We start from the raw sequence: 18,548 nt of genomic DNA on the forward strand, positions 1-18,548 counted from the left end.
TCGCCGGGGGCTTGGAGAGGTGATGACGGCAGAATCGGGGCCAGGACGGCAGACGCGGAAACAGCGGAACCGTGCAACAGCAGACGCCGCCGCGAAAGACCGAGCACCGGCAGACCCCCTCGACTAAAGAACAGGCCGCCACAGGGCGGGCGTCACGCGAGAACAGAGCCTTACAGCCTCGGCCGGGAACGGCTGCCGGTAAAGAAAAGAGTGGCGGGGACATTACCCACTCCGGACAGCGACGGGCCCATCGATGTGAAGCGCCCGCACCGGCGATCACGGCCGGCCGGCGGTCAGGAAGGTCAGCGCGTCAGGGGCGAAGCGCTTGTCGGTGAAGGTGCCGCTGTGGCCGCGGCCCGGGTAGACGACGAGCCGGGCGCCGGGGATGCCCTCAACCGTCTGCCCGGCCGACTCCAGCGGGTAGACGAGGTCCTTGCCGCCCTGGATCAGCAGCGTGGCCGCCTGGATGTCCCGCAGCCGGCCGCGCAGGTCGAAGCCGTCCTCGGCGTTGAGCACGGTGACCGCGTCGGTGTGATCCCCGCCACCGCTGTCCGACAGCCAGAGCAGGCCCGCGAGCAGTCGCCGGCCGATCGCCGACTCCGTCACCACCGTGGCCAGCGCGGGGCTCGGCCGCCTGCCCCGCCGCGCACGATCCATGTAGGCGCGCTGGGCCTGCCTGCCGACCGGGCCGAGAGTGCAGGCCGTACCGCCCAGGACGAGGCGGCCGACCAGGGCGGGGTGATCGGCGGCGAGTTGCTGGGCGATGGACCCGCCGGTGGAGACGCCCAGGATGTTCACCGGACCGTCGAACGTCGCCTTGATCGCCTGGGCGTAGACGGCGGCGAGTTCGGCCATCGTCGTGGTCGGCGGCAGTCCCGGCGGGCGGTTGACGACGTACACGGTGAAGCGCTCGGCGAACGGCCGGATCATCCGCATCGTGGACCAGCGCGCCACCCCCGTCGGGTTGGTCGCCCGCGGGGTGAAGAGCAGGACGATCAGCGGCGGCCCCTCACCCGCCTTGAGGTAAGGCAGGCCGTTCATCATGATGTGAGCCCTTCGGTGACCGCGTCGATCAGGCGGTCCATCACCGCCGGATAGATGTCGGCGCCCAGGTGTCCGGCGTGCAGGACGGGCAGCAGGACCGCGCGGAGCACGCCGAGCAGCACCTCGGGGTCGCCCTCCAGCCGGTCGCCGAGGAACCTGAGCAGGTCGGCCGTCGGGCCGCCCGCCGCCATGGCCATCCGCTCGGGGGTGAGCCTGGCGGCGACCGCCTCCATCTCCTCGGGGTGGGACATCAGCCGCCGGTAGAGCGGGTTGGTGTCGAGCTCGGCGACGGTGGCGCGCAGGAAGCGGCGCAGCGCGTCGCGGGTGTCGGTGCCCCGGTTGAGCCCTTCATCGATGACCCGCCGCCTGATCTCCGCGCTCTGCCGGAGGACGGCCTCGAAGTAGAGGTCCTCCTTGGAGGCGAAGAAGGCGTAGAGCGAGGTCTTGGCGATCCCCGCGGGCGCGGTCAGCTCTTCCAGGGATGTCTTGCGCAGGCCCTGGGTGGAGTAGAGGCGGGTCGCCGTGTCGAGCAACTGCTCGGTGATCCGCACCCGTTCCGCCTCGGAGAAGGCCGGTGGCATGCTGTCTCCATATGAACAAATCGGTTTTTTGTTCATAAACCATAGTCGGATTCTAGAGCTCGAAGCGGGCCACCCGGCGGAGTTTGTTCATGGCGTCGAGGGCGGCGACCTTGTAGGACTCCGCCAGGGTCGGGTAGTTGAAGACGGCGTCCACCAGGTAGTCGATGGTGCCGCCGCAGCCCATCACCGCCTGGCCGATGTGCAGGAGTTCGGTGGCGCCGGTGCCGAACACGTGCACGCCCAGCAGCGACCGGTCCTCGGGCGACACGAGCAGCTTCAGCATGCCGTACGTGTCGCCGATGATCTGCCCGCGCGCCAGCTCCCGGTACCGCGAGATCCCCACCTCGAACGGCACGTGCGACCGCGTCAGCGCGTCCTCCGTCTCGCCGATGAAGGAGATCTCCGGAATGGTGTAGATGCCGATCGGCTGCAGATGGTGCAGCCCCCGCAGCGGCTCGTCGCACGCGTGGTGAGCGGCGATTCGCCCCTGCTCCATGGAGGTGGCCGCCAGCGAGGGGAACCCGATGACGTCACCGACCGCGTAGATGTGCGGCACAGCGGTCCGGTACACCTCGTCGACGGAGATCCGGCCCCGGTCGTCCGCGGCCAGACCGGCGGTGTCGAGCCCGAGCCCGTCGGTCATCCCGTGCCGCCCGGCCGAGTACATCACCGTCTCGGCGGGGATCTTCTTCCCGCTCTCCAGCAGCGTGATCGCCCCGCGAGGCCGCCGCTCGACCGCCGCCACGCTCTCCCCGAACCGGAAGGTGACGGCCAGGTCCCGCAGGTGGTACTTCAACGCCTCCACGATCTCCAGATCGCAGAAGTCCAGCATGCGCTCCCGCCGCTCCACCACGGTCACCTTGGTGCCGAGCGCCGCGAACATGGAGGCGTACTCGATGCCGATCACCCCGGCGCCCACCACCACCATCGAGTCCGGCACGGCGGACATGTTGAGGATGCCGTCCGAGTCGATGATCGTCTGCTCGTCGAACTCCACGGACTCGGGCCGAGCGGGCCGGGTCCCCGTGGCGATGATGATCTTCGAGGCGCTGACCTTGACGTCCCGCCCCTGCTCGTCGACCACGGCCACGGTGTGCGGATCCACGAACCTGGCCGACCCGGTCAGCAGCGCCACATGATTGCGCGCGAGCTGACTGCGAATGACGTCGACCTCACGCCCGATCACATGCTGGGTACGAATCCCCAGATCCCCAACGGTGATCTCGTCCTTCACCCGGTAGCTCTGGCCGTACATCTCGCGCTGATTGAGCCCCGTCAGGTAGAGAACGGCCTCGCGCAGGGTCTTGGACGGGATGGTCCCGGTGTTGATGCAGACGCCGCCGATCATGTTCCGGCGCTCGACGACAGCCACCCGCCTCTCCAGCTTGGCCGCTGCAATGGCCGCCTTCTGCCCACCGGGTCCGGAACCTATGACTATCACGTCGAAGTCGGTCACACAGCTCAGTGTGAACGCCACCATCGGCGAGGAGAAGCTCCGGGGGGGCGTTCTTCGGCTACCGCCGGTCGTTATTCCATGTCCTGCCGAAGAGCGAGTTCCCAATCACGGATGCAACGGCGAAGCTCCGGCGTAGCCGCCGGCGAGCGCGAAGCCGAACCGTTCCGTCGCCGCGAGACCGATCCGCGCCACGAGTTCGTGCAAGGGGTCCACAAGCGTCAGGCCGCCCGTACAAGACCTGGGAAGCGCGTCTCCCACGCCTTCCTGACCGCAGCAGGCAGGTACAGGTACGGCCAGATCCGGATCAGGGTCTCCCGGTTGAGATACATGCGGAGGTCGTCCATCCGGGTCGCCTCGCGGATCACACGCTCATACATCAACCCGACATGGCTGCTGTCCGAAAGGTGATAGACGCCCTGTTCGGACCAGTCCAGCCGCATCGGTAGCCGCACGACACCATCGACGGGACCGGTCAACTCGCCGAGGTCGGCGGGCACGAGGTAGACCCGGTGGCTGGTGTAACGGGGCTTGGCATTCACGATTCCCAGTCTGCCCCGCCACGACCGATCTCGCACCCACAGCCGGCAAGCTTGCGACGCCAGGGCTCATCGACATGGCACCTCAAGCGAGGTTCAACCCGTACATCTCGCGCTGGAGCCCACGACGAGTACGTCAAAGTCGGCCACACGCCCAGATTACGGTTAACCGCCATGGGAGTCGACGGCTCGCCCCCATGGTCGCCGGGGCCGGGGCTGCCTAGCGTTTCCGGCATGATCAGCCTGACCGGATTGACCAAACGCTTCGGCGGGCGGCTCGCCGTCGACGACCTGACACTGGACCTGAAACCCGGCAAGGTCACCGGCTTCCTGGGCCCGAACGGGGCGGGAAAGTCAACGACCATGCGCATGATCCTCGGCCTGGACCGCCCGAGCGCGGGCACGGCGCTGGTCGGCGGCGTGCCGTACCACGAGCTCAGGAATCCGCTGCGGACGGTGGGCGCGTTGCTGGACGCGCGCGCGGTGCATCCGGGCCGTGGCGTCCGCGCCCATCTGCTGGCGCTGGCTCGCAGCAACGGGCTGCCCGCGAGCAGGGCGGCGGAGGTGCTGGAGGAGGTCGGCCTCGCGCAGGTGGCGCGCAGGCGGGCGGGCACGCTGTCGCTGGGTATGAGCCAGCGGCTGGGGATCGCGGCGGCGCTGCTGGGCGATCCCGAGGTGCTCATGTTCGACGAGCCGGTGAACGGCCTGGACCCGGACGGCGTGCGCTGGGTGCGCCACCTGATGCGCTCGCTGGCCGCCGAGGGCCGCACGGTGTTCGTCTCCAGCCATCTGATGAGCGAGATGCAGCTCACCGCCGACCACCTGGTGGTGATCGGCAAGGGCCGCCTGCTGGTGGACGCGCCGCTCTCGGAGGTGCTGGCGAGTGGTTCGGTGCTGGTCCGCAGCCCGCACGCGGGCGAGCTCGCGGTACGGCTGCTCGCCACCGGCGTCCGGGTGGAGCGCCGCGGCGAGAACGCCCTGCTCGCCACCGGCACCACGATCGAGCGGATCGGCGACCTGGCCCACGAGGCGGGCATCAGGCTGCACGAGCTCAGCCCGCACGAGGCCTCGCTGGAGCAGGCGTACCAGGAGCTGACCGACGGCAGCGTCGAATACCAGGCGGGGGTCTGAACGATGACGACGATGGCGGCGGAGTGGACGAAGCTCTGGTCGGTGCGCTCGACCTGGTGGTGCCTGCTGAGCGGGGCGGCGCTGCTGATCGTGGGCGCGGTGACGATCGGCGGCGGCACGGCCACGGAGTACCTCCGCGAGGGCGTGCCCGGGATGCGGGTCCCCGTCGGCGAGCAGGTGATCTCGGCGGTGTCGCTGGCCCAGTTCGCGCTGGTCGCGCTCGCGATGCTGACGGTCACCTCGGAGTACGCCTCGGGCGGCATCCGCCAGACGCTGCAGGCGACACCGATCAGGGGCCGCGTACTGGCCGCGAAGGCGCTGGTGGTCGCACCGGTCCTGCTGGTGTACGGCACGCTGTCCGGCACGGTCGCCGCACTGGCCACCTACCTGACGCTGGCCCACCCGCTGTTCGGCGGCCTGGCCCGGCTCTCCCCCGGCGAGCTCGCGCTCGACCTACTGCGCCTGGGCGTGGTGGTGGCGCTGGCGGGCGTCATGACGATCGGGATCGCCGCGGCGGTGCGCAGCGCGGCGGGCACGCTGACGATCGTGTTCATGCTGCTGATGGGCCTGCCGCTGGTCATGGTGATGACCGGTCTGCCGTTCCTGGTAGACCTGTCGATGCGCTTTCCGATGTTCGCGGGTCTGGCGTTCATGGACAGTTCGGTCAACATGACCGGTGGGCCCATGCCGTACGGGCCGCTGGAGGGGTTGACGTGGTTGGTGGGCTGGACGGGAGCGGCGCTGGGCGCGGGCTACGCGGTGTTGCGCGCGAGGGACGCGACGTAAAGCGTGTGCTCGCGGGCATGGCGCTCAGTGTGGCCGAGCTGGTCTTCCTGCTGCTCGCGCCGCTGCTGCGCCGGGGGCCTCGGCGGCGCCTGCGCGATCGGCTGGTCGCCGTGGAGAAGGCGAGGCTCGGCCACGAGGGCGCCGGGCCCGGCGGGTACGCCTTCCTCGCGGTGCGGTGCGCGCTCGGCCTGGTGGGCGGCTACGTGGCGGCCTCGGGCACTTTTGTGGCCGGCTTGTTCCTGGCCGGTGGGGCGGTGCAGGTGCTGGTCGGGGAGTCGGATCCGGTGCCGCTGGAGTTCCCCGGCGTGCAGCTCACGACCAGTAGCGAGGTGCTGGCCCTGACGTGCGCGCTGGTGCTGCTGTCCCTGGTCGCGCTGTGGTGCCTGGCGGTCGGCGCGGCCGAGCGGCTGGTGGCCGCCCGCTTCCTCGGGCCGGGCAGCCAGGAGGTGATGCGCCGGCGCATCGCCGAGCTGACCTCGACCCGTTCGGGCATCGTCAGGGCGGTCGACGACGAGCGGCGGCGGATCGAGCGGGACCTGCACGACGGCGTGCAGCAGCGCGGGGTGGCGCTGGCGATGCTGCTCGGCCGGGCCAGGCACAGCTCGGCGGACGCGCGGGAGCTGGTCGACCAGGCGTACGCGGAGTCGCGGAACCTGCTGGACGAGCTGCGGGACGTGGCGTGGCGGATCTACCCGACCGCGCTGGACGAGCTGGGGCTGCGGGCGGCGCTGGCGGGGGTGGCCGAGCGGTCCAGCGTGCCGGTGACCGTACACGACGGGCTGTCGGGGCGGCCGGTGTCGGAGGTGGAGACGGCGCTGTACTTCGTGGCGCGTGAGGCGATCACGAACGCGGTCAAGCACGCGGGCGCCCGTGACATCCTGGTCGTGCTGGGCCAGGACGAGCGGACGGTGAGCGTGGCGATCTCCGATGACGGCAGGGGCGGGGCGGACCCGGCGGGCGGCGGGCTGTCCGGGCTGGCCAGGCGGGTGCTCGCGCTGGACGGCCGGCTGGAGGTGGTCAGCCCGGCGGGCGGGCCGACGACGATCACCGCGACGCTGCCGTGCGGCTGATCCTCGCCGACGACTCGGTCCTGCTGCGGGAGGGCCTGAGCAGCCTGCTGACCGACGCCGGCCACGAGGTGGTCGCGGCGGTCGGGGACGCGGAGGCGCTGGTCGCGGCGGTGGCCGGGCAGCGGCCCGACGTGGCGGTGGTGGACGTGCGGATGCCGCCCGGCCACTCCGACGAGGGGCTGCGGGCGGCGCTGGAGATCCGCGAGCGGTGGCCGCGGGTGGGGGTGCTGGTGCTGTCGCAGTACGTGGAGAAGACGTACGCGGCCAAGCTGCTCGGCGGCGCCACCGAGGGCCTGGGCTACCTGCTCAAGGACCGGGTGTCGGAGGTGGCCGACTTCCTGGACGCGCTGGAGCGGGTACGGGCGGGCGGTACGGTCTTCGACCACGAGGTGGTCAGGCAGCTCCTCGCGCGCACGACGCACGCCGACCCGGTGAGCAGGCTCAGCACCCGCGAGTCGGAGGTGCTGCAGCACCTGGCGCAGGGCTTCGTCAACACGGCGATCGCCGAGCGGCTGCACGTGTCGCTGAGCACGGTGGAGAAGCACGTCAACGCCATCTTCGACAAGCTCGACCTGCGCCAGGACGGCGACTACAACCGCCGGGTGCTGGCGATCCTGCGCTACCTGGACGGCTGAGGGGGCACGCTGCCGGCCATCACCCGGTCCACGATCGCGGTCGCGCCCTCCTGGCGGGCGCAGTGGGCGCAGCAGTACCAGCGGCGGTCCGCCTCGACACCATGCCCGATGATCTTGGTGCCGCAGTGCTCGCAGATCGGCGCCATGCCCTGGATCGCGCACTGGAAGGAGTCGAAGACGTGCGTGATCCCCTGGGCGCGCACCTCGAAGCTCATGTCGTAGTCGTTGCCGCAGACCTCGCAGACGGCCATGTTCTCTCCCCGAGACGTCACCACATGTCCACCGGGACATACCCCACCCCTTCCCGCCTAGCGAGAACGGGTGGCCAAATATTGTCCAAGGAGCGGGATGGCGAGCAGGCCGAGCGCGGCCAGCGCCGTGGGCAGCGTGAGCCAGGCGCTCAGCGCGGCGACCAGCAGCGGGCTGATCACGAACCCGGTGTAGGAGATGGTGGAGATCGCCGAGACCAGCGTGCCGCTGGAGTCCCCGGCGGCGGCGTGGCTGAGCATCGCGGGCACCAGCGGCCCCAGCGCGAGGCCGGTGAGCGCGAACCCGGCCAGCGACAGCCAGACGGACGGCCCGAGCCCGGCCAGGGCGATGCCGCCGCCACCGCCGATCGCGCCCACGAGGTAGAGCGTGCGCAGGCCGACCCGGGGGAAGGCCTGGGCGAGCAGGCGCCCGACGGTGAGCGCGCCCATGTAGGCCGCCGGTGCCGCGCTGGCCAGCAGCGTGGACGCGGAGCGGTGCTCCTCCAGCAGCAGCACCGACCACTGCTCGACGGAGTTCTCGATGATCAGCACGCAGCCCGCGAGCGCGCCGAGCCCGATCGCCGCCCGCCAGTGGCCACCCGCGCCGCCCGTCCGCTCCTCGGCGGGCACTCCCCTGCCGATCGGCAGGCCGAGCGCGAGCAGTCCCGACGCCAGCACGAGCGCCGCGACGACGGCCAGCAGGGTGCCGGGGCCGACGCCGAGCTCGCGGGCCAGGCCGGTGGCCGGGGCGGCGACGATGACGGCCACCGGGAAGGCGGCGTGCACCGGCTGGAAGAGCCTGCGGCCGGTCTCGCGTTCGGCCCGGCCGGTGGCCAGGTTCAACGCCACGTCGAGGGCGCCGCTGGTGGCGCCCAGCAGGAGCAGGATCAGGCCGAGCGCGAGCGGCGAGCCGGCCAGCGCGATGGTCAGCACGCTCAGCGCGAACGCGCAGGTGGAGGCGGCCAGCGCGGCCCGCTCCCGCCCCCTGGCCAGCCGCCCGACCAGCGCCATCGCCGGGATCGCGCCCACGGGCACGCCGGTCAGCGCGAGACCGAGGTCGGCGGTGGTCGCGCCGAGCTGGTCCTTGATCGCGGGCAGCAGCGCGGACCAGGAGCCCCAGAAGATCCCCCACGTCGCGCAGACCATGATGAGTCTCGCCCCCGGCATCCGCACGGTCCGACCGTAGTGCCGCCTATACGACCGGGGGAACCCTTATCTCCCACACACCTCCCGGTACGGCAGGCCGCGCAGATGCTCACCCCATTCGGCGGCGGTGAGCGACCGCCCCGCCCGGGTGCACACCGCGTCGGCGACCAGCCCGGCGTCGAGCGCGTGGATGCGCAGCAGATGATCCTCGCCGAGGGTCAGCAGCCGCCCCTCCGCGTCGAACGCGACCGCCGTGAACGGCCCGGCGGCGGGCCGCGCGACCCTGCGTCCGGTGGCCACGTCGTACACCGACACCGCGCCCTCCCCGGCGGCGACGGCGGCCAGCGAGCCGTCCGCGGAGTAGGCGAGGTGCGCGATGCCCGAGGGCAGGTCCTGGAAGGCGCGGTCCTCGGGCCCCGCGGTGCCGGGCCGCCAGGTGGTGAGCCGGCCTGCGGTGTCCTGCCCGCCGTGGAAGACCCCTTCGGCGGAGAAGGCGGGGAGCGGACGCCGGACGGACCTGCCGGTGGCCGCGTCGATCTGCCGGTGGCGGTCGGCGGTGACCGTGGCGCCGTCGGGCGTGAACGCCAGCGCCTCCACGACCTCCTCGTGGTTCCACGTCCACAGGGTCCGCCCCGTCCGGAGGTCCCACAGCCGGACCGTGCTCCGGTTCTCGGCCGTCTGCCCGGCGGTGGCCAGGCGGGTGCCGTCGGGGCTGAAGGCCATGGCCTCCCCGCCGACGGCGAACGTGGCGGTCTTCGCGCCGGTCGCGGTGTCGAAGACCAGGACCGCGGGGGCGTCGTTGTGCACGGCGAGGAGCCCGCCGTCCGGGCTGAAGACCATCGACGGCAGGGAGGTGTCGGTGGGCCCGATCGGCAGGCTGACCGGCGCGGCCTTGCCGATGGCCCAGAGGTGCACGGTGCCGGGCGAGGCGTGCGCGGCGAGCAGGCGGCCGTCGGGGCTCAGCGCCGAGGCGTCGCTCCTGAGGCCGACGCCGGGGGAGGTTCGCAGGTCGAAGGCGACCACGGTGTCTCCCGCCAGGTAGCGCAGGGTGTGCCCGTCGGGGTCGAAGAGCGCCGGGCCGGTCCCGGGGATCACGTTCGTCTCGAAGTCCGGGCCGTTCTCCTCGCTGTCCAGCCGCCACACCTGCACGTCGTCGTCGGAGACCGAGGCGATCAACCGGCCGTCCGGGCTCCAGCCCAGCCGCCCGCCGTTCCACGGGCCCACCACCCGGTCCTCGCCTTTGCCGGTGAGCGCGTCGCGTACCTCGATCTGCCCGTCCTCCACGGTGGCCACGCGGGTGCCGTCGGGGCTGAGCTCCAGCCCCGCATAACACTGGGAGCAGCTCTTGCGCAAGGTGGTGCGCTCGCCGCGCGGCAGCGGCTGGCGGTAGACCGGTTTCATGAACGCGTAGACGGCGGCCCGGCCGTCCGGGGTCACGTCCGCGGGCCAGCCGAGCGTCGGCACGCTGGTGCGCGCCCCCGTCCTGACGTTCCACAGGGTCGTGCCCTGGCCGAGCGCGACGATGAGGACGTCCTCGGACCTGCCGTAGGAGAGGCCGAAGTCGAAGTCGCCGGCGTCGCGGTACAGGGGGTAGGCGGCCTTCAGGGGTGTGTTCGTGCGCAGGTCCCACAGTTTGATCCCGTCGGCGGTGGCCACCGCCAGCGTCCGCCCGGCCGGGCTGGCCGCCACGGCGAAGACCCGGGTGAGGCTCGGGTCGGTGAGGACCGCCGTACTGCGCCCGGTGCGCACGTCCCAGATCCGCACCTGCCCGCCGCCCGCGCTGTACAGGGTGCGCCCGTCCGCGCTCAGCCCCCTGACCGCCTGCGGCGAGGGATCCCGGAAGGCGGCGACCCCGGGATGGGTGAGCCCGGCGCTCATCGCGTCGCGGGCCTCGGGGGTGACCGCGACCCGCGTGGCGGCGACGGCGAGCAGCATGCCGAGCACGGGATCCCGGTCGCGTACCTCCCCGGCCAGCGCGGCCACCCGCCGCGACTCCGCCACGTCCCGCTGCTCGGCGATCGTCCTGCTCTGCTGGACGGCGAGCCCGCCCGCGATGAGCGCGACCGTCAGCGCCGCCCCCAGGGTGACGCTCAGCAGCCGGGTCCTGCGGGCCTTGCGGCGGGTGAGGGCCGCCCCCTGGTCGAGGAAGTCGCGCTCGGTCGGGGTCAGCGTGATGTGCCGCCGCTCGGCCGCCGCCCAGTGCAGCGCCTGGTCGAGCGCGGCCCCCTGGAACAGGTCGCCGTCGCTGCGCCCGCCCGCCGACCAGCGGCCGGCCGCCGTCCAGATCTGCCGGTGTACGGCCAGGCCGTCCCGGTTCGCCTGGATCCAGGCGCGCAGGCGGGGCCAGGCCATGGGCAGTGCCGGGCGGGTCAGCCGGATCGGGTCGCCGCCGGAGACCAGGTAGGCGAACGCGCCGAGGACCCGGTCGATCATGGCGGTCTCCTCGGCGGTGCGCCCGTCGAGGAGTTCGGCGCGGCCGGCCTGCCGTACCACGAGGTCGCCCTGGTCGGTGACGGTGATCAGTCTGAGCATGATCTCGGGGACCAGGGCGCGTTCGGCGGGGCCGAGGGCGGCGTAGGCGTCCTCGGCGATCGTGCCCAGCGCGGGGTCGCCGCCGTCGGTGGGTGACAGGGCGAGCGCGGCGGGGGGCGGGGCGGCGCCCGCCAGGGCCAGCAGCAGGTCGCGGGCGGCGGGGCGGTCACGCGGGTCCTTGGCCAGCGCGGCGGCGACCAGCGCGCGCAGCGGCTCGGGAAGCGCGTCGAGGAGCGGATCGTGGGCGAGCACGCGGTGCATCACCGCGCCCATCGACTCCGCCCGGAACGGATCCTCCCCGGTCGCCGCGAACACCATGATCGCCCCCCAGGCGAACACGTCGGCGGGCGCGCCCGCCCGATGCCCGGTGAACAGCTCGGGCGCCATGTACGACGGTGTGCCCGCGACCACGCCGGTCGAGGTGAGCGGCATGTCCAGGGTCCGCGCCACCCCGAAGTCGATCACTCGGGGCCCGTCGGGACCGAGCAGCACATTGTCCGGTTTGAGGTCCCGGTGCACCACGCCCGCCTCGTGGATGGCGGTCAGCGCGGTGGCCACGGCGGCGGCGAGCCGGTGCAGGTCGTCGCCGCCGAACACCCGCCCGGCCGCGCGCAGGCTCGGACCTTCGACGTACTCCGACACGATGTACGGCACCGGCCCGTCAAGGTCGGCGTCCAGGACCCGCGCGGTGCAGAACGACGCCACCCGCCGGGCCGCCGCCGCCTCCCGTTCCAGCCCGCCGCGCAGCGAGCCGTCACCGCGCAGCACCTTGATCGCGACGCGGCCGCCCTCTTCGTCGTAACCCTCGTAGACGACCCCCTGGCCGCCCTCGCCCAGCCGTCCGGCCAGCCAGTAGTCCCCGAGCCGGACCGGATCCCCGTCGGTCAGCGCCATCCCCATGGATGATTGGACGCGCGAAGTGCGGCCGGAGTTGGGACCTTCAGTCGCAGGGGTCGACCTGGCGGGGTTTGTGCTTGTCGATCAGGTCTGGCGGCACGTTCCGGAAGTGCTGGCGGAAGAACAGGTCCCAGGTGCTGGTATCGAGGAACTCCTGGAGCTTCTCCCGCAGGATCTCGCAGTCGGCCCGGTCGTTGTCGGGCAGGCCGATGCCGTACTGCTCGGCGAAGCCGAAGGTGAGGTCGGGGATGACGCGCAGGCGTTTGTCGGCCTCGGCGAAGCCGTACAGGACGAGTTGGTCGGTGGACATGGCGTCGACCTGGCCGGCGAGCAGGCGCTCGACGCACTGTTTCTGCGCCGACACGACGGTGAGCCTGAGCTTCGGCCCCCGATGCGGGAGGAGCGCGTCGTAGGAGGTGGTGCGCTCGACGACGCAGACGTGCCTGCCCCCGGCGACCAGGTCGTTCTCGGTCTTGATCCGGTCGTCCCCCGCCCTGACCATCGCGCCCTGGTAGGTGACCATGTACGGCCCGGCGAAGTCGATGCGTTTCTTGCGCAGGTCGGTCATGGAGAAGGTGGCGACCACCATCTGCACGCGCTTGCCGACCAGGGCGCTCTCCCGTTCGCCGAGCGAGAGGCCGGTGTACTCGTGGTGGATCTTCAGCCCGCTCTTCAGCCAGGTGATCAGCGCGATGTCGAACCCGTTGCGCTGCTCGGAGCCGACCTCCAGGGTCGACCAGCCGGGGTGGTCGGACACGACGCCGACATGCACGATGCCCTTGCCCTTCGGCGGCAGGAACGGGCTCGGCGCGCCCGCCGTCGGTGTGGGCCTCACCCCGCCCTGGCAGGCGGCCAGCAGCAGGCAGAAGACCAGGGCGACCGGCCAGAGATGTCGCTTCACGACGGCTCCTAGTTGTGGAGGACGGCCTCGGAGACGCGCAGGTCGAGCACGCAGGCGGGGTCGGGGACGGTGAGCAGCACCTGCGCCTCCACTCTGCGTTCCGCGCCGTAGAGCTGGAGTGGGAGTTCCTGTCCCGAGACCGCTTCGCGGGCCTTGAGCTCCCTGCCGTCGACCTTGGGGGTCACCGTCATCCGCGCGGGCGTGACGCAGTTGCCGCCGGGGTGCGGATTCTCCAGGGTCAGCGTCAGGGCGAGGTTCTCCCGTTCAGGTGGTTGGTCGTACACGAGGTCCGCTGTGCCACCGAAACGCATTCCGGTGTTGCCGGAGAGCTTCACCAGGTCGGTGATGTTCCGGTCGGGCTTGTGGATGAGCATCCACAGCGTCGCGCCGACGGCCAGGGCGACGACGATGCCGAGGGCCGCGATGAGCATTCCCGGCAGGCGCCACTCCGCCGCCGCCCGCTCGTCCTGCGGTTTGCGCATCATGCCGGCGACCGTGACGCCCAGGGTGATGAGCGCGACCACCAGCGAGGCGTTCTCGACGTTCTCCGCGCCCTTCGCCCCCTGCGCGGCGGCCCAGACTCCGAGGGCGCCCGCCGCCACCCACACCAAACCGATCCCGATTTTTCGGCGTAAATCCGCGTCTATCACCCACGGAGGTAGCACATCGCCCCGCCTTCGTCAGGAGCCGCCCGTATTCCGCATTAGAAGCCATCACCGGAGCGGACCGCAACAATCAGCGGGCGGATCGTCGGATAAATGAAACAAGACCCATGACTATAAGGATAAGCGCGATGTCGATCAGCGCGGCCGCTTCCATCGCGGGGCCGTAACCCCGGGAACTCGCCACGGCGAAGAAGACCGAGCCGACCACGGCCACCCCCGCCGCGCCCGCGAACTGCTGGGCCGTGGTCAGGATGCCCGACCCGATTCCCGCCCGCTCCGGCCTGACGTCCACCAGGGCGGCGTGGATGAGCTGCGGCAGGGTCAGGCCGTTGCCGAAACCGACCAGAGCCAGGGCGGGCAGCGGCCACGGCATGCCGCGCTCCCCCGTCGCCGCCAGCAGGAGCAGGCCGGTGATGGTGATGGCGCCGCCCACGAGCAGGACGCGCATGCCGTACCTGGCGACCAGCCGGGAGCTCAGCAGGGCCGTCGTCGAGAACAGCACGCCCATCGGCGCGAACGTCAGCCCGGCCTGCAGGGCGTTCAGTCCCAGGCCGCCCTGCAGCAGCAGGGTGAGGGTGAACATGAAGCTCGCGAAGTAGGCCATGAACGCCGTGATCGCGGCGAGGCCCGCCACATACGACGGCACTCTGAACAAGGTGAGGTCCAGCACCGGCTGCCCGCCGGTCGCGGCGAGGCGGCGCTGCCAGAGCAGGGTGAGCGCGCCCACCGGCAGCGCGGCGGCCAGGGAGACCCAGGTCCACGGGGGCCAGCCCTCGGTCCTGCCCAGCGCCATGGGCACCAGCAGCAGGGCCAGCGTCAGCGCGATGCCGGCCGCGCCGAGCGGGTCCAGGCCGGCCCGCCCGCGCGGCGGGGTGCGGGGCAGCAGCCTGAGCGCGAGTATGGCGGCGACGACGCCCACGGGGACGTTGACCAGGAAGATGATCCGCCAGCCGAGGCCGAGCACGTCAACATGGAGGAGGAGGCCGCCGAGCACCTGCCCGGCGATCGAGCCGAGGCCGCCGGCCGCGCCGTACCAACCGAGGGCGCGTGGTCTGGCCTCGGCGGGGATGGTGGCGGTGATCACGGCCAGCACCTGGGGCACCATCAGCGCGCCGGCCAGCCCCTGCAGCAGGCGGGCGGCGACGAGTTGGGCCGAGGTGGCCGCCAGGCCGCAGAGCAGGGAGGCGAGGGTGAAGGCGAGCATGCCGATGACGAACAGCCTGCGGGGGCCGTACTGGTCGCCCAGCCGGCCGCCGGTGATCATCCCGGCCGCGTAGGCGAAGGCGTAGCCGCCGACGATCAGCTCCAGGGCGGCCGGGCCGGCGTGCAGGTCGCGCTCGATGGCGGGGGCGGCCACGTTCACCACGAAGAAGTCGAACTGGGCCATGAACCACGCCGACAGCAGCACCGCGAGCATCAGCCCGTACCGCATCCGGTTCTCCTGTTCGATCGGGGCGATGGTAACGGTCTAATTGCGTTGAGCGAACGTGGGAGGCGGGCTAGGTTGGCGCGCATGGCGGACCGCAAGTGTTCGCCAAGCGCTTGTCAACTCCGCAGGCGCACAGTGAAGGCACGAGAAGGGGGGCAGACCATGCGACGCATCAGGATCGTCAAGTCCTCGCCCAGGCGGCGGCCGTCAACCCGGACGCCCGAACTGGACCTGCGGACCCCGTCGGGGCGGCGACTGCCGTACTGATGATCTTTACGGAGAACTTACGGGACAAACGGTAACTAATGTGATGTAACAACAACATCACACCCGGGGGGGCTCACATGAGAAGGCTGGTAGCGGTGCCATCGCATGTCGCACGGCACAAGGTTCGCGACATCCGGTCGGCGGGCCGCCGCAGGCCCTCCGCGCCGGACCCGAAGGTCGTCGACCTGCGCGCCTTCAGCGGGCGCAACGTGTTCCGGCTGCCGGAAGGCCCGACCCCGGCCGCCTAGTAGAGCCTGTTCGCGTACGAGGGGCCGTAGTAGTCCTCCAGTTCCTCCAGCGACTCCTCGAGTTTCATCATCTCCTTGACCAGGGCGGGATGCGAGGGCAGCGCCCCGGCGTTCCAGGTCTCCGGCTTCCACAGCGCGGAGCGCATGAGCGCCTTGGCGCAGTGGAAGAAGATCTGCTCGACCTCCACGACCAGCGCCAGCTTCGGCCGGTGCCCCTTGACGATCATCTCGTCGAAGAACCGCGCCTCACGGACCAGCCGGGCCCTGCCGTTGATCCGCAGCGTGTCGGTACGGCCCGGCAGCAGGTAGATCAGGCCGACGTGCGGGTTGGCCAGCACGTTGTGGAAGCCGTCCGCCCGGCGGTTGCCCGGCCGGTCGGGGATGGCGATCGTGGTGTCGTCGATCACATGGGTGAACCCCGCCGGGTCCCCCTTCGGGGACACGTCACAGGTGCCGTCCGCCCCCGAGGTGGCGATCAGGCAGAACGGCGAGGCCGCCAGCCACTCCCGGTCACGGGCGTGCAGGCGCGGACGGTCCTTGGCCGCCGCCCTCGGCACCACCTCGCCCAGCAGCTCCCGCAGCTCCGCCTCCGACTCAACCTCAACCCAGCTCACAACGCCTCCTGCTCAAGTACGGAATTCCCGACACTACTCCTGCACTCTCGCCTGTACGGCGCGGCCCCGAAGCCCTCGGCGAGTCTCAGCAGCCTGCTGCGCGACCTCAGCAACCGGGAACCCCTCAGCCAGTTTCCTCAGGTGGTTCGGCCGAGACCCATCACGCCAGGAGGGTGCGCCAGCGGTCGGCCGATTCCAAGATGTCCAGGCTGACCCGTTCCAGGAACGCCGCTGTCTTGGCCAGCCGCTGTCCCACGGGGCTGTCGAGCCCGTACGTCTCGGCCGCCGTCATCGTGGCCCGCACTGTCGCGAGCGTCTGCCGCTCGCTGATCACGATCGCGTGGTACCAGACGTCGTCGTCGACCACGTAGATGTCGCGACGCCGCTGCGGATCGCGCTCGCGCCGGACGAACCCCTGCTGGACCAGGTAGTTCACGGCCACGGAGACAGAGGCTGGGCTGACCTTCAGCCTGCGGGTCAGTTCGGCCGCGGTGCGCCTGCCGTCCTCGGACAGCATCAGGTCGTGGTGCACACGCGCGGTCATCCTCGGCATTCCCGCTCTGACCGCCATCTCGAGGATTTCCTCTTCCATCGTGCCGCCCGGCGGTGTGGCCGTGCGCGGGGGTGCCGGTGTGCCGCGCCGTGCCCGCTGGATCGTCGCCTGGTGCGCCTGCTGGGGCCGGTAGCCGGCGGGGCCGCCGTTGCGTGCGACCTCCCGGGTGATCGTCGTGGTCGGTCGGTCGAGCCGCCTGGCGATCTCGGCATACGAGAGTCCGCCGGCGAGTCCGGCCGCGATGCGCTGGCGGTCCTGCTGGGTCAATCGTCCTCCTGGCATGCCGTCAGTATTGCCTTCGCCGCCATTCATTGCAACGCGGTGTTGCTTTCGACTTCAGGGTCATTGCAGCAATTTATCGCTATCTACCTGGGCAAAAGCCTTTCTGTCGATTGACGCGATTCTGAATGCAACATAGCTTTCGAGTTGCACAAGACACGTACTATCGCGATACGAGGAACGATCATGAGTGAATCCGTCAAGAACAACAGGACCCGGACGCCGCGGGTCTCCCGGCGAGTGGCGGTCGCGGCGCTGGCGGCCGCGCTGCTGGCCGGGGCGGCCACACCCGCGACCGCCAGTGCGGACAGCAGGCCGGTGCCGAAGGTCGCCGCCGGGCAGGACCGCCCGGAGCTGCAGAAGGCCATCCAGGCGTTCGTCGATCTCGGTTTCGCCGGGATGCAGATGCGCGTGAACGATGAGCGGGGCGAGTGGATCGGCAGCGCCGGGGTGCGCAAGCTGGGCCAGAGCGCGAAGCCGCCGACGAACGGGCGGTTCCGGGCGGGCAGCGTCACCAAGGCCTTCGTCGCGACCGTGGTGCTGCAACTGGTGGCCGACGGTGAGATCGGGCTGGACGCCCCGGTGGCCGGCTACCTGCCCGAGTTCAAGCTGGACCGGCGGATCACCGTGCGGATGCTGCTGCAGCACACCAGCGGGTTGTACGCCTACACCGGCGAGTTCGGCCCTGACGGGACGGTCGTGCCGGGGATCCCCGCGGCGGGCAAGGAGTGGGTGGACAACCGGTTCCGCAGCTACCAGCCGGAGGAGCTGGTGCGGTTTGCGTTGTCCAAGCCGGCGCGGTTTGAGCCGGGGACGGGCTGGAGCTACTCCAACACCAACTACACGCTGGCCCTGCTGCTGATCGAGAAGGTCACCGGCCGCTCGATCGCCAAGGAGATGAAGCGGCGGATCCTGCGGCCGCTCGGGCTGCGAGGCACTGTGATGCCGGGCACCACGGACCTCCCCGGGCCGCACGCCCACGGCTACTACCGGTATGAGGACGCCGGCCAGTGGAAGGTAGTCGACGTCACCCGCCAAAACCCCTCCATGCTGGCCGGCGCCGGTGACATGATCTCGACCACCAAGGACCTCCACACGTTCTTCTCCGCGCTGAACAGTGGCAAGCTCCTGCCGGCCCGGCTGCTGGCCGAGATGCGCAAGCCGCACCCCAAGAGCGCCGGCCTCTTCGGCCGCTACGGCCTCGGGCTGTACGTGCAGGACCTGGGTCCGGGCTGCGGCACCGTCCTCAACCACAACGGCAGCGCCACGGCGGGCTACGTGACGGCGATGATCAGCACGCCCGACGGCAAGACGACCCTGACCGCCTCGCTGACCTACGGAGACGCCGCACCCGACCTGGCGGCGTTCCCGAAGACACTGGACAACCTCCTCAAGGAGGTGTTCTGCGGCGGGCAGCCCGGGGCCAAGCCGACTCAGTGAACGTTTTTCATCTCGATTCGCGGAGTTGGAGGACGAGGATCGCTTTGACGAGTTGCCCGGCGAGGTGAGGGCAGCAGCGGAGTTTGCGCA

18 protein-coding genes are annotated in these 18,548 nt (G+C 71.1%); 6 read left to right on the top strand and 12 right to left on the bottom strand.

Annotated features, from left to right (window positions below):
- Positions 1-276: 276 nt before the first annotated feature.
- From ABZ911_RS31930 to ABZ911_RS31945, 4 genes are all read right to left on the bottom strand, one after another.
- A complete protein-coding gene (locus ABZ911_RS31930) occupies positions 277-1,044 on the bottom strand; it encodes an alpha/beta hydrolase (protein ID WP_358064288.1) in 768 nt (255 codons plus the stop codon).
- On the bottom strand, positions 1,041-1,625 hold the full coding sequence (locus ABZ911_RS31935) for a TetR/AcrR family transcriptional regulator (RefSeq protein ID WP_358064291.1): 585 nt from the start codon (positions 1,623-1,625) through the stop codon (positions 1,041-1,043). The genes ABZ911_RS31930 and ABZ911_RS31935 overlap by 4 nt, the downstream gene beginning before the upstream one ends.
- A 52-nt stretch (positions 1,626-1,677) precedes the next feature.
- On the bottom strand, positions 1,678-3,081 hold the full coding sequence (gene sthA, locus ABZ911_RS31940; RefSeq protein WP_358064294.1) for a Si-specific NAD(P)(+) transhydrogenase: 1,404 nt from the start codon (positions 3,079-3,081) through the stop codon (positions 1,678-1,680).
- 218 nt (positions 3,082-3,299) lie between these two features.
- A complete protein-coding gene (locus tag ABZ911_RS31945) occupies positions 3,300-3,620 on the bottom strand; it encodes a hypothetical protein (RefSeq protein WP_358064297.1) in 321 nt (106 codons plus the stop codon).
- A gap of 231 nt (positions 3,621-3,851) precedes the next feature.
- On the opposite strand from ABZ911_RS31945, the gene ABZ911_RS31950 reads away from it, so the two are divergent.
- Genes ABZ911_RS31950 through ABZ911_RS31965 form a run of 4 tightly spaced genes read left to right on the top strand, consistent with a single transcriptional unit; the run spans position 3,852 to position 7,239 of the window.
- Positions 3,852-4,748, top strand: a complete 897-nt coding sequence (locus ABZ911_RS31950; protein ID WP_358064300.1) for an ATP-binding cassette domain-containing protein — start codon at positions 3,852-3,854, stop codon at positions 4,746-4,748.
- A gap of 3 nt (positions 4,749-4,751) precedes the next feature.
- The gene (locus ABZ911_RS31955) at positions 4,752-5,534 is read left to right on the top strand and encodes an ABC transporter permease (RefSeq protein WP_358064303.1); all 783 of its coding nucleotides are present in this window, start codon (positions 4,752-4,754) and stop codon (positions 5,532-5,534) included.
- Positions 5,535-5,551: 17 nt separating this feature from the next.
- Positions 5,552-6,604: a histidine kinase gene (locus ABZ911_RS31960; RefSeq protein ID WP_358064305.1), complete on the top strand. Its 1,053-nt coding sequence runs from the start codon at positions 5,552-5,554 to the stop codon at positions 6,602-6,604.
- Positions 6,595-7,239, top strand: coding sequence for a response regulator transcription factor (locus tag ABZ911_RS31965; protein ID WP_358064308.1), 645 nt, complete (start codon positions 6,595-6,597; stop codon positions 7,237-7,239). The genes ABZ911_RS31960 and ABZ911_RS31965 overlap by 10 nt, the downstream gene beginning before the upstream one ends.
- On the opposite strand, the gene ABZ911_RS31970 is transcribed toward ABZ911_RS31965, so the two are convergent.
- The 6 genes from ABZ911_RS31970 to ABZ911_RS31995 form a co-directional block, all read right to left on the bottom strand.
- The gene (locus ABZ911_RS31970) at positions 7,224-7,490 is read right to left on the bottom strand and encodes a hypothetical protein (RefSeq protein WP_358064311.1); all 267 of its coding nucleotides are present in this window, start codon (positions 7,488-7,490) and stop codon (positions 7,224-7,226) included. The genes ABZ911_RS31965 and ABZ911_RS31970 overlap by 16 nt on opposite strands.
- Before the next feature lie 57 nt (positions 7,491-7,547).
- Positions 7,548-8,660 carry a hypothetical protein gene (locus ABZ911_RS31975; RefSeq protein WP_358064314.1) on the bottom strand — a complete coding sequence of 371 codons (1,113 nt, stop codon included), beginning with the start codon at positions 8,658-8,660 and terminating at the stop codon, positions 7,548-7,550.
- Positions 8,661-8,699: 39 nt separating this feature from the next.
- Positions 8,700-12,059, bottom strand: a complete 3,360-nt coding sequence (locus ABZ911_RS31980; RefSeq protein ID WP_358064317.1) for a protein kinase — start codon at positions 12,057-12,059, stop codon at positions 8,700-8,702.
- Between the two features lie 46 nt (positions 12,060-12,105).
- Positions 12,106-12,963, bottom strand: coding sequence for a transporter substrate-binding domain-containing protein (locus tag ABZ911_RS31985; protein WP_358064320.1), 858 nt, complete (start codon positions 12,961-12,963; stop codon positions 12,106-12,108).
- Positions 12,964-12,971: 8 nt separating this feature from the next.
- Positions 12,972-13,571 carry a hypothetical protein gene (locus tag ABZ911_RS31990; protein ID WP_358064323.1) on the bottom strand — a complete coding sequence of 200 codons (600 nt, stop codon included), beginning with the start codon at positions 13,569-13,571 and terminating at the stop codon, positions 12,972-12,974.
- A gap of 127 nt (positions 13,572-13,698) precedes the next feature.
- Entirely contained in the window at positions 13,699-15,060 is a 1,362-nt protein-coding gene (locus tag ABZ911_RS31995) for an MFS transporter (protein ID WP_358064326.1), read from the bottom strand.
- A 341-nt stretch (positions 15,061-15,401) separates the two neighbouring features.
- Between ABZ911_RS31995 and ABZ911_RS32000 the strand changes: the two genes are divergently transcribed.
- Positions 15,402-15,572 (top strand): hypothetical protein, encoded by a 171-nt coding sequence (locus ABZ911_RS32000; protein ID WP_358064329.1) that lies wholly within the window; start codon positions 15,402-15,404, stop codon positions 15,570-15,572.
- On the opposite strand, the gene ABZ911_RS32005 is transcribed toward ABZ911_RS32000, so the two are convergent.
- Positions 15,569-16,186, bottom strand: a complete 618-nt coding sequence (locus ABZ911_RS32005) for a pyridoxamine 5'-phosphate oxidase family protein (RefSeq protein ID WP_358064332.1) — start codon at positions 16,184-16,186, stop codon at positions 15,569-15,571. The two genes, ABZ911_RS32000 and ABZ911_RS32005, sit on opposite strands and share 4 nt — an antisense overlap.
- Positions 16,187-16,346: 160 nt before the next feature.
- A complete protein-coding gene (locus ABZ911_RS32010; protein ID WP_358064335.1) occupies positions 16,347-17,006 on the bottom strand; it encodes a MarR family transcriptional regulator in 660 nt (219 codons plus the stop codon).
- A gap of 198 nt (positions 17,007-17,204) precedes the next feature.
- Between ABZ911_RS32010 and ABZ911_RS32015 the strand changes: the two genes are divergently transcribed.
- A complete protein-coding gene (locus ABZ911_RS32015; RefSeq protein WP_358064338.1) occupies positions 17,205-18,458 on the top strand; it encodes a serine hydrolase domain-containing protein in 1,254 nt (417 codons plus the stop codon).
- The last annotated feature ends 90 nt before the right edge of the window (positions 18,459-18,548 follow it).

The organism is Nonomuraea sp. NPDC046570 (assembly GCF_040645915.1).
Classification (GTDB): Bacteria; Actinomycetota; Actinomycetes; order Streptosporangiales; family Streptosporangiaceae; genus Nonomuraea.

What these genes read in the sequence shown, in the direction of transcription:
- ABZ911_RS31930 (WP_358064288.1), bottom strand. Translation starts at nt 1,044, where the DNA reads ATGATGAACGGCCTGCCTTACCTCAAGGCGGGTGAGGGGCCGCCGCTG.
- ABZ911_RS31935 (WP_358064291.1), bottom strand. Translation starts at nt 1,625, where the DNA reads ATGCCACCGGCCTTCTCCGAGGCGGAACGGGTGCGGATCACCGAGCAG.
- ABZ911_RS31950 (WP_358064300.1), top strand. Translation starts at nt 3,852, where the DNA reads ATGATCAGCCTGACCGGATTGACCAAACGCTTCGGCGGGCGGCTCGCC.
- ABZ911_RS31955 (WP_358064303.1), top strand. Translation starts at nt 4,752, where the DNA reads ATGACGACGATGGCGGCGGAGTGGACGAAGCTCTGGTCGGTGCGCTCG.
- ABZ911_RS31960 (WP_358064305.1), top strand. Translation starts at nt 5,552, where the DNA reads ATGGCGCTCAGTGTGGCCGAGCTGGTCTTCCTGCTGCTCGCGCCGCTG.
- ABZ911_RS31970 (WP_358064311.1), bottom strand. Translation starts at nt 7,490, where the DNA reads ATGGCCGTCTGCGAGGTCTGCGGCAACGACTACGACATGAGCTTCGAG.
- ABZ911_RS31980 (WP_358064317.1), bottom strand. Translation starts at nt 12,059, where the DNA reads ATGGCGCTGACCGACGGGGATCCGGTCCGGCTCGGGGACTACTGGCTG.
- ABZ911_RS31995 (WP_358064326.1), bottom strand. Translation starts at nt 15,060, where the DNA reads ATGCGGTACGGGCTGATGCTCGCGGTGCTGCTGTCGGCGTGGTTCATG.
- ABZ911_RS32000 (WP_358064329.1), top strand. Translation starts at nt 15,402, where the DNA reads ATGAGAAGGCTGGTAGCGGTGCCATCGCATGTCGCACGGCACAAGGTT.
- ABZ911_RS32015 (WP_358064338.1), top strand. Translation starts at nt 17,205, where the DNA reads ATGAGTGAATCCGTCAAGAACAACAGGACCCGGACGCCGCGGGTCTCC.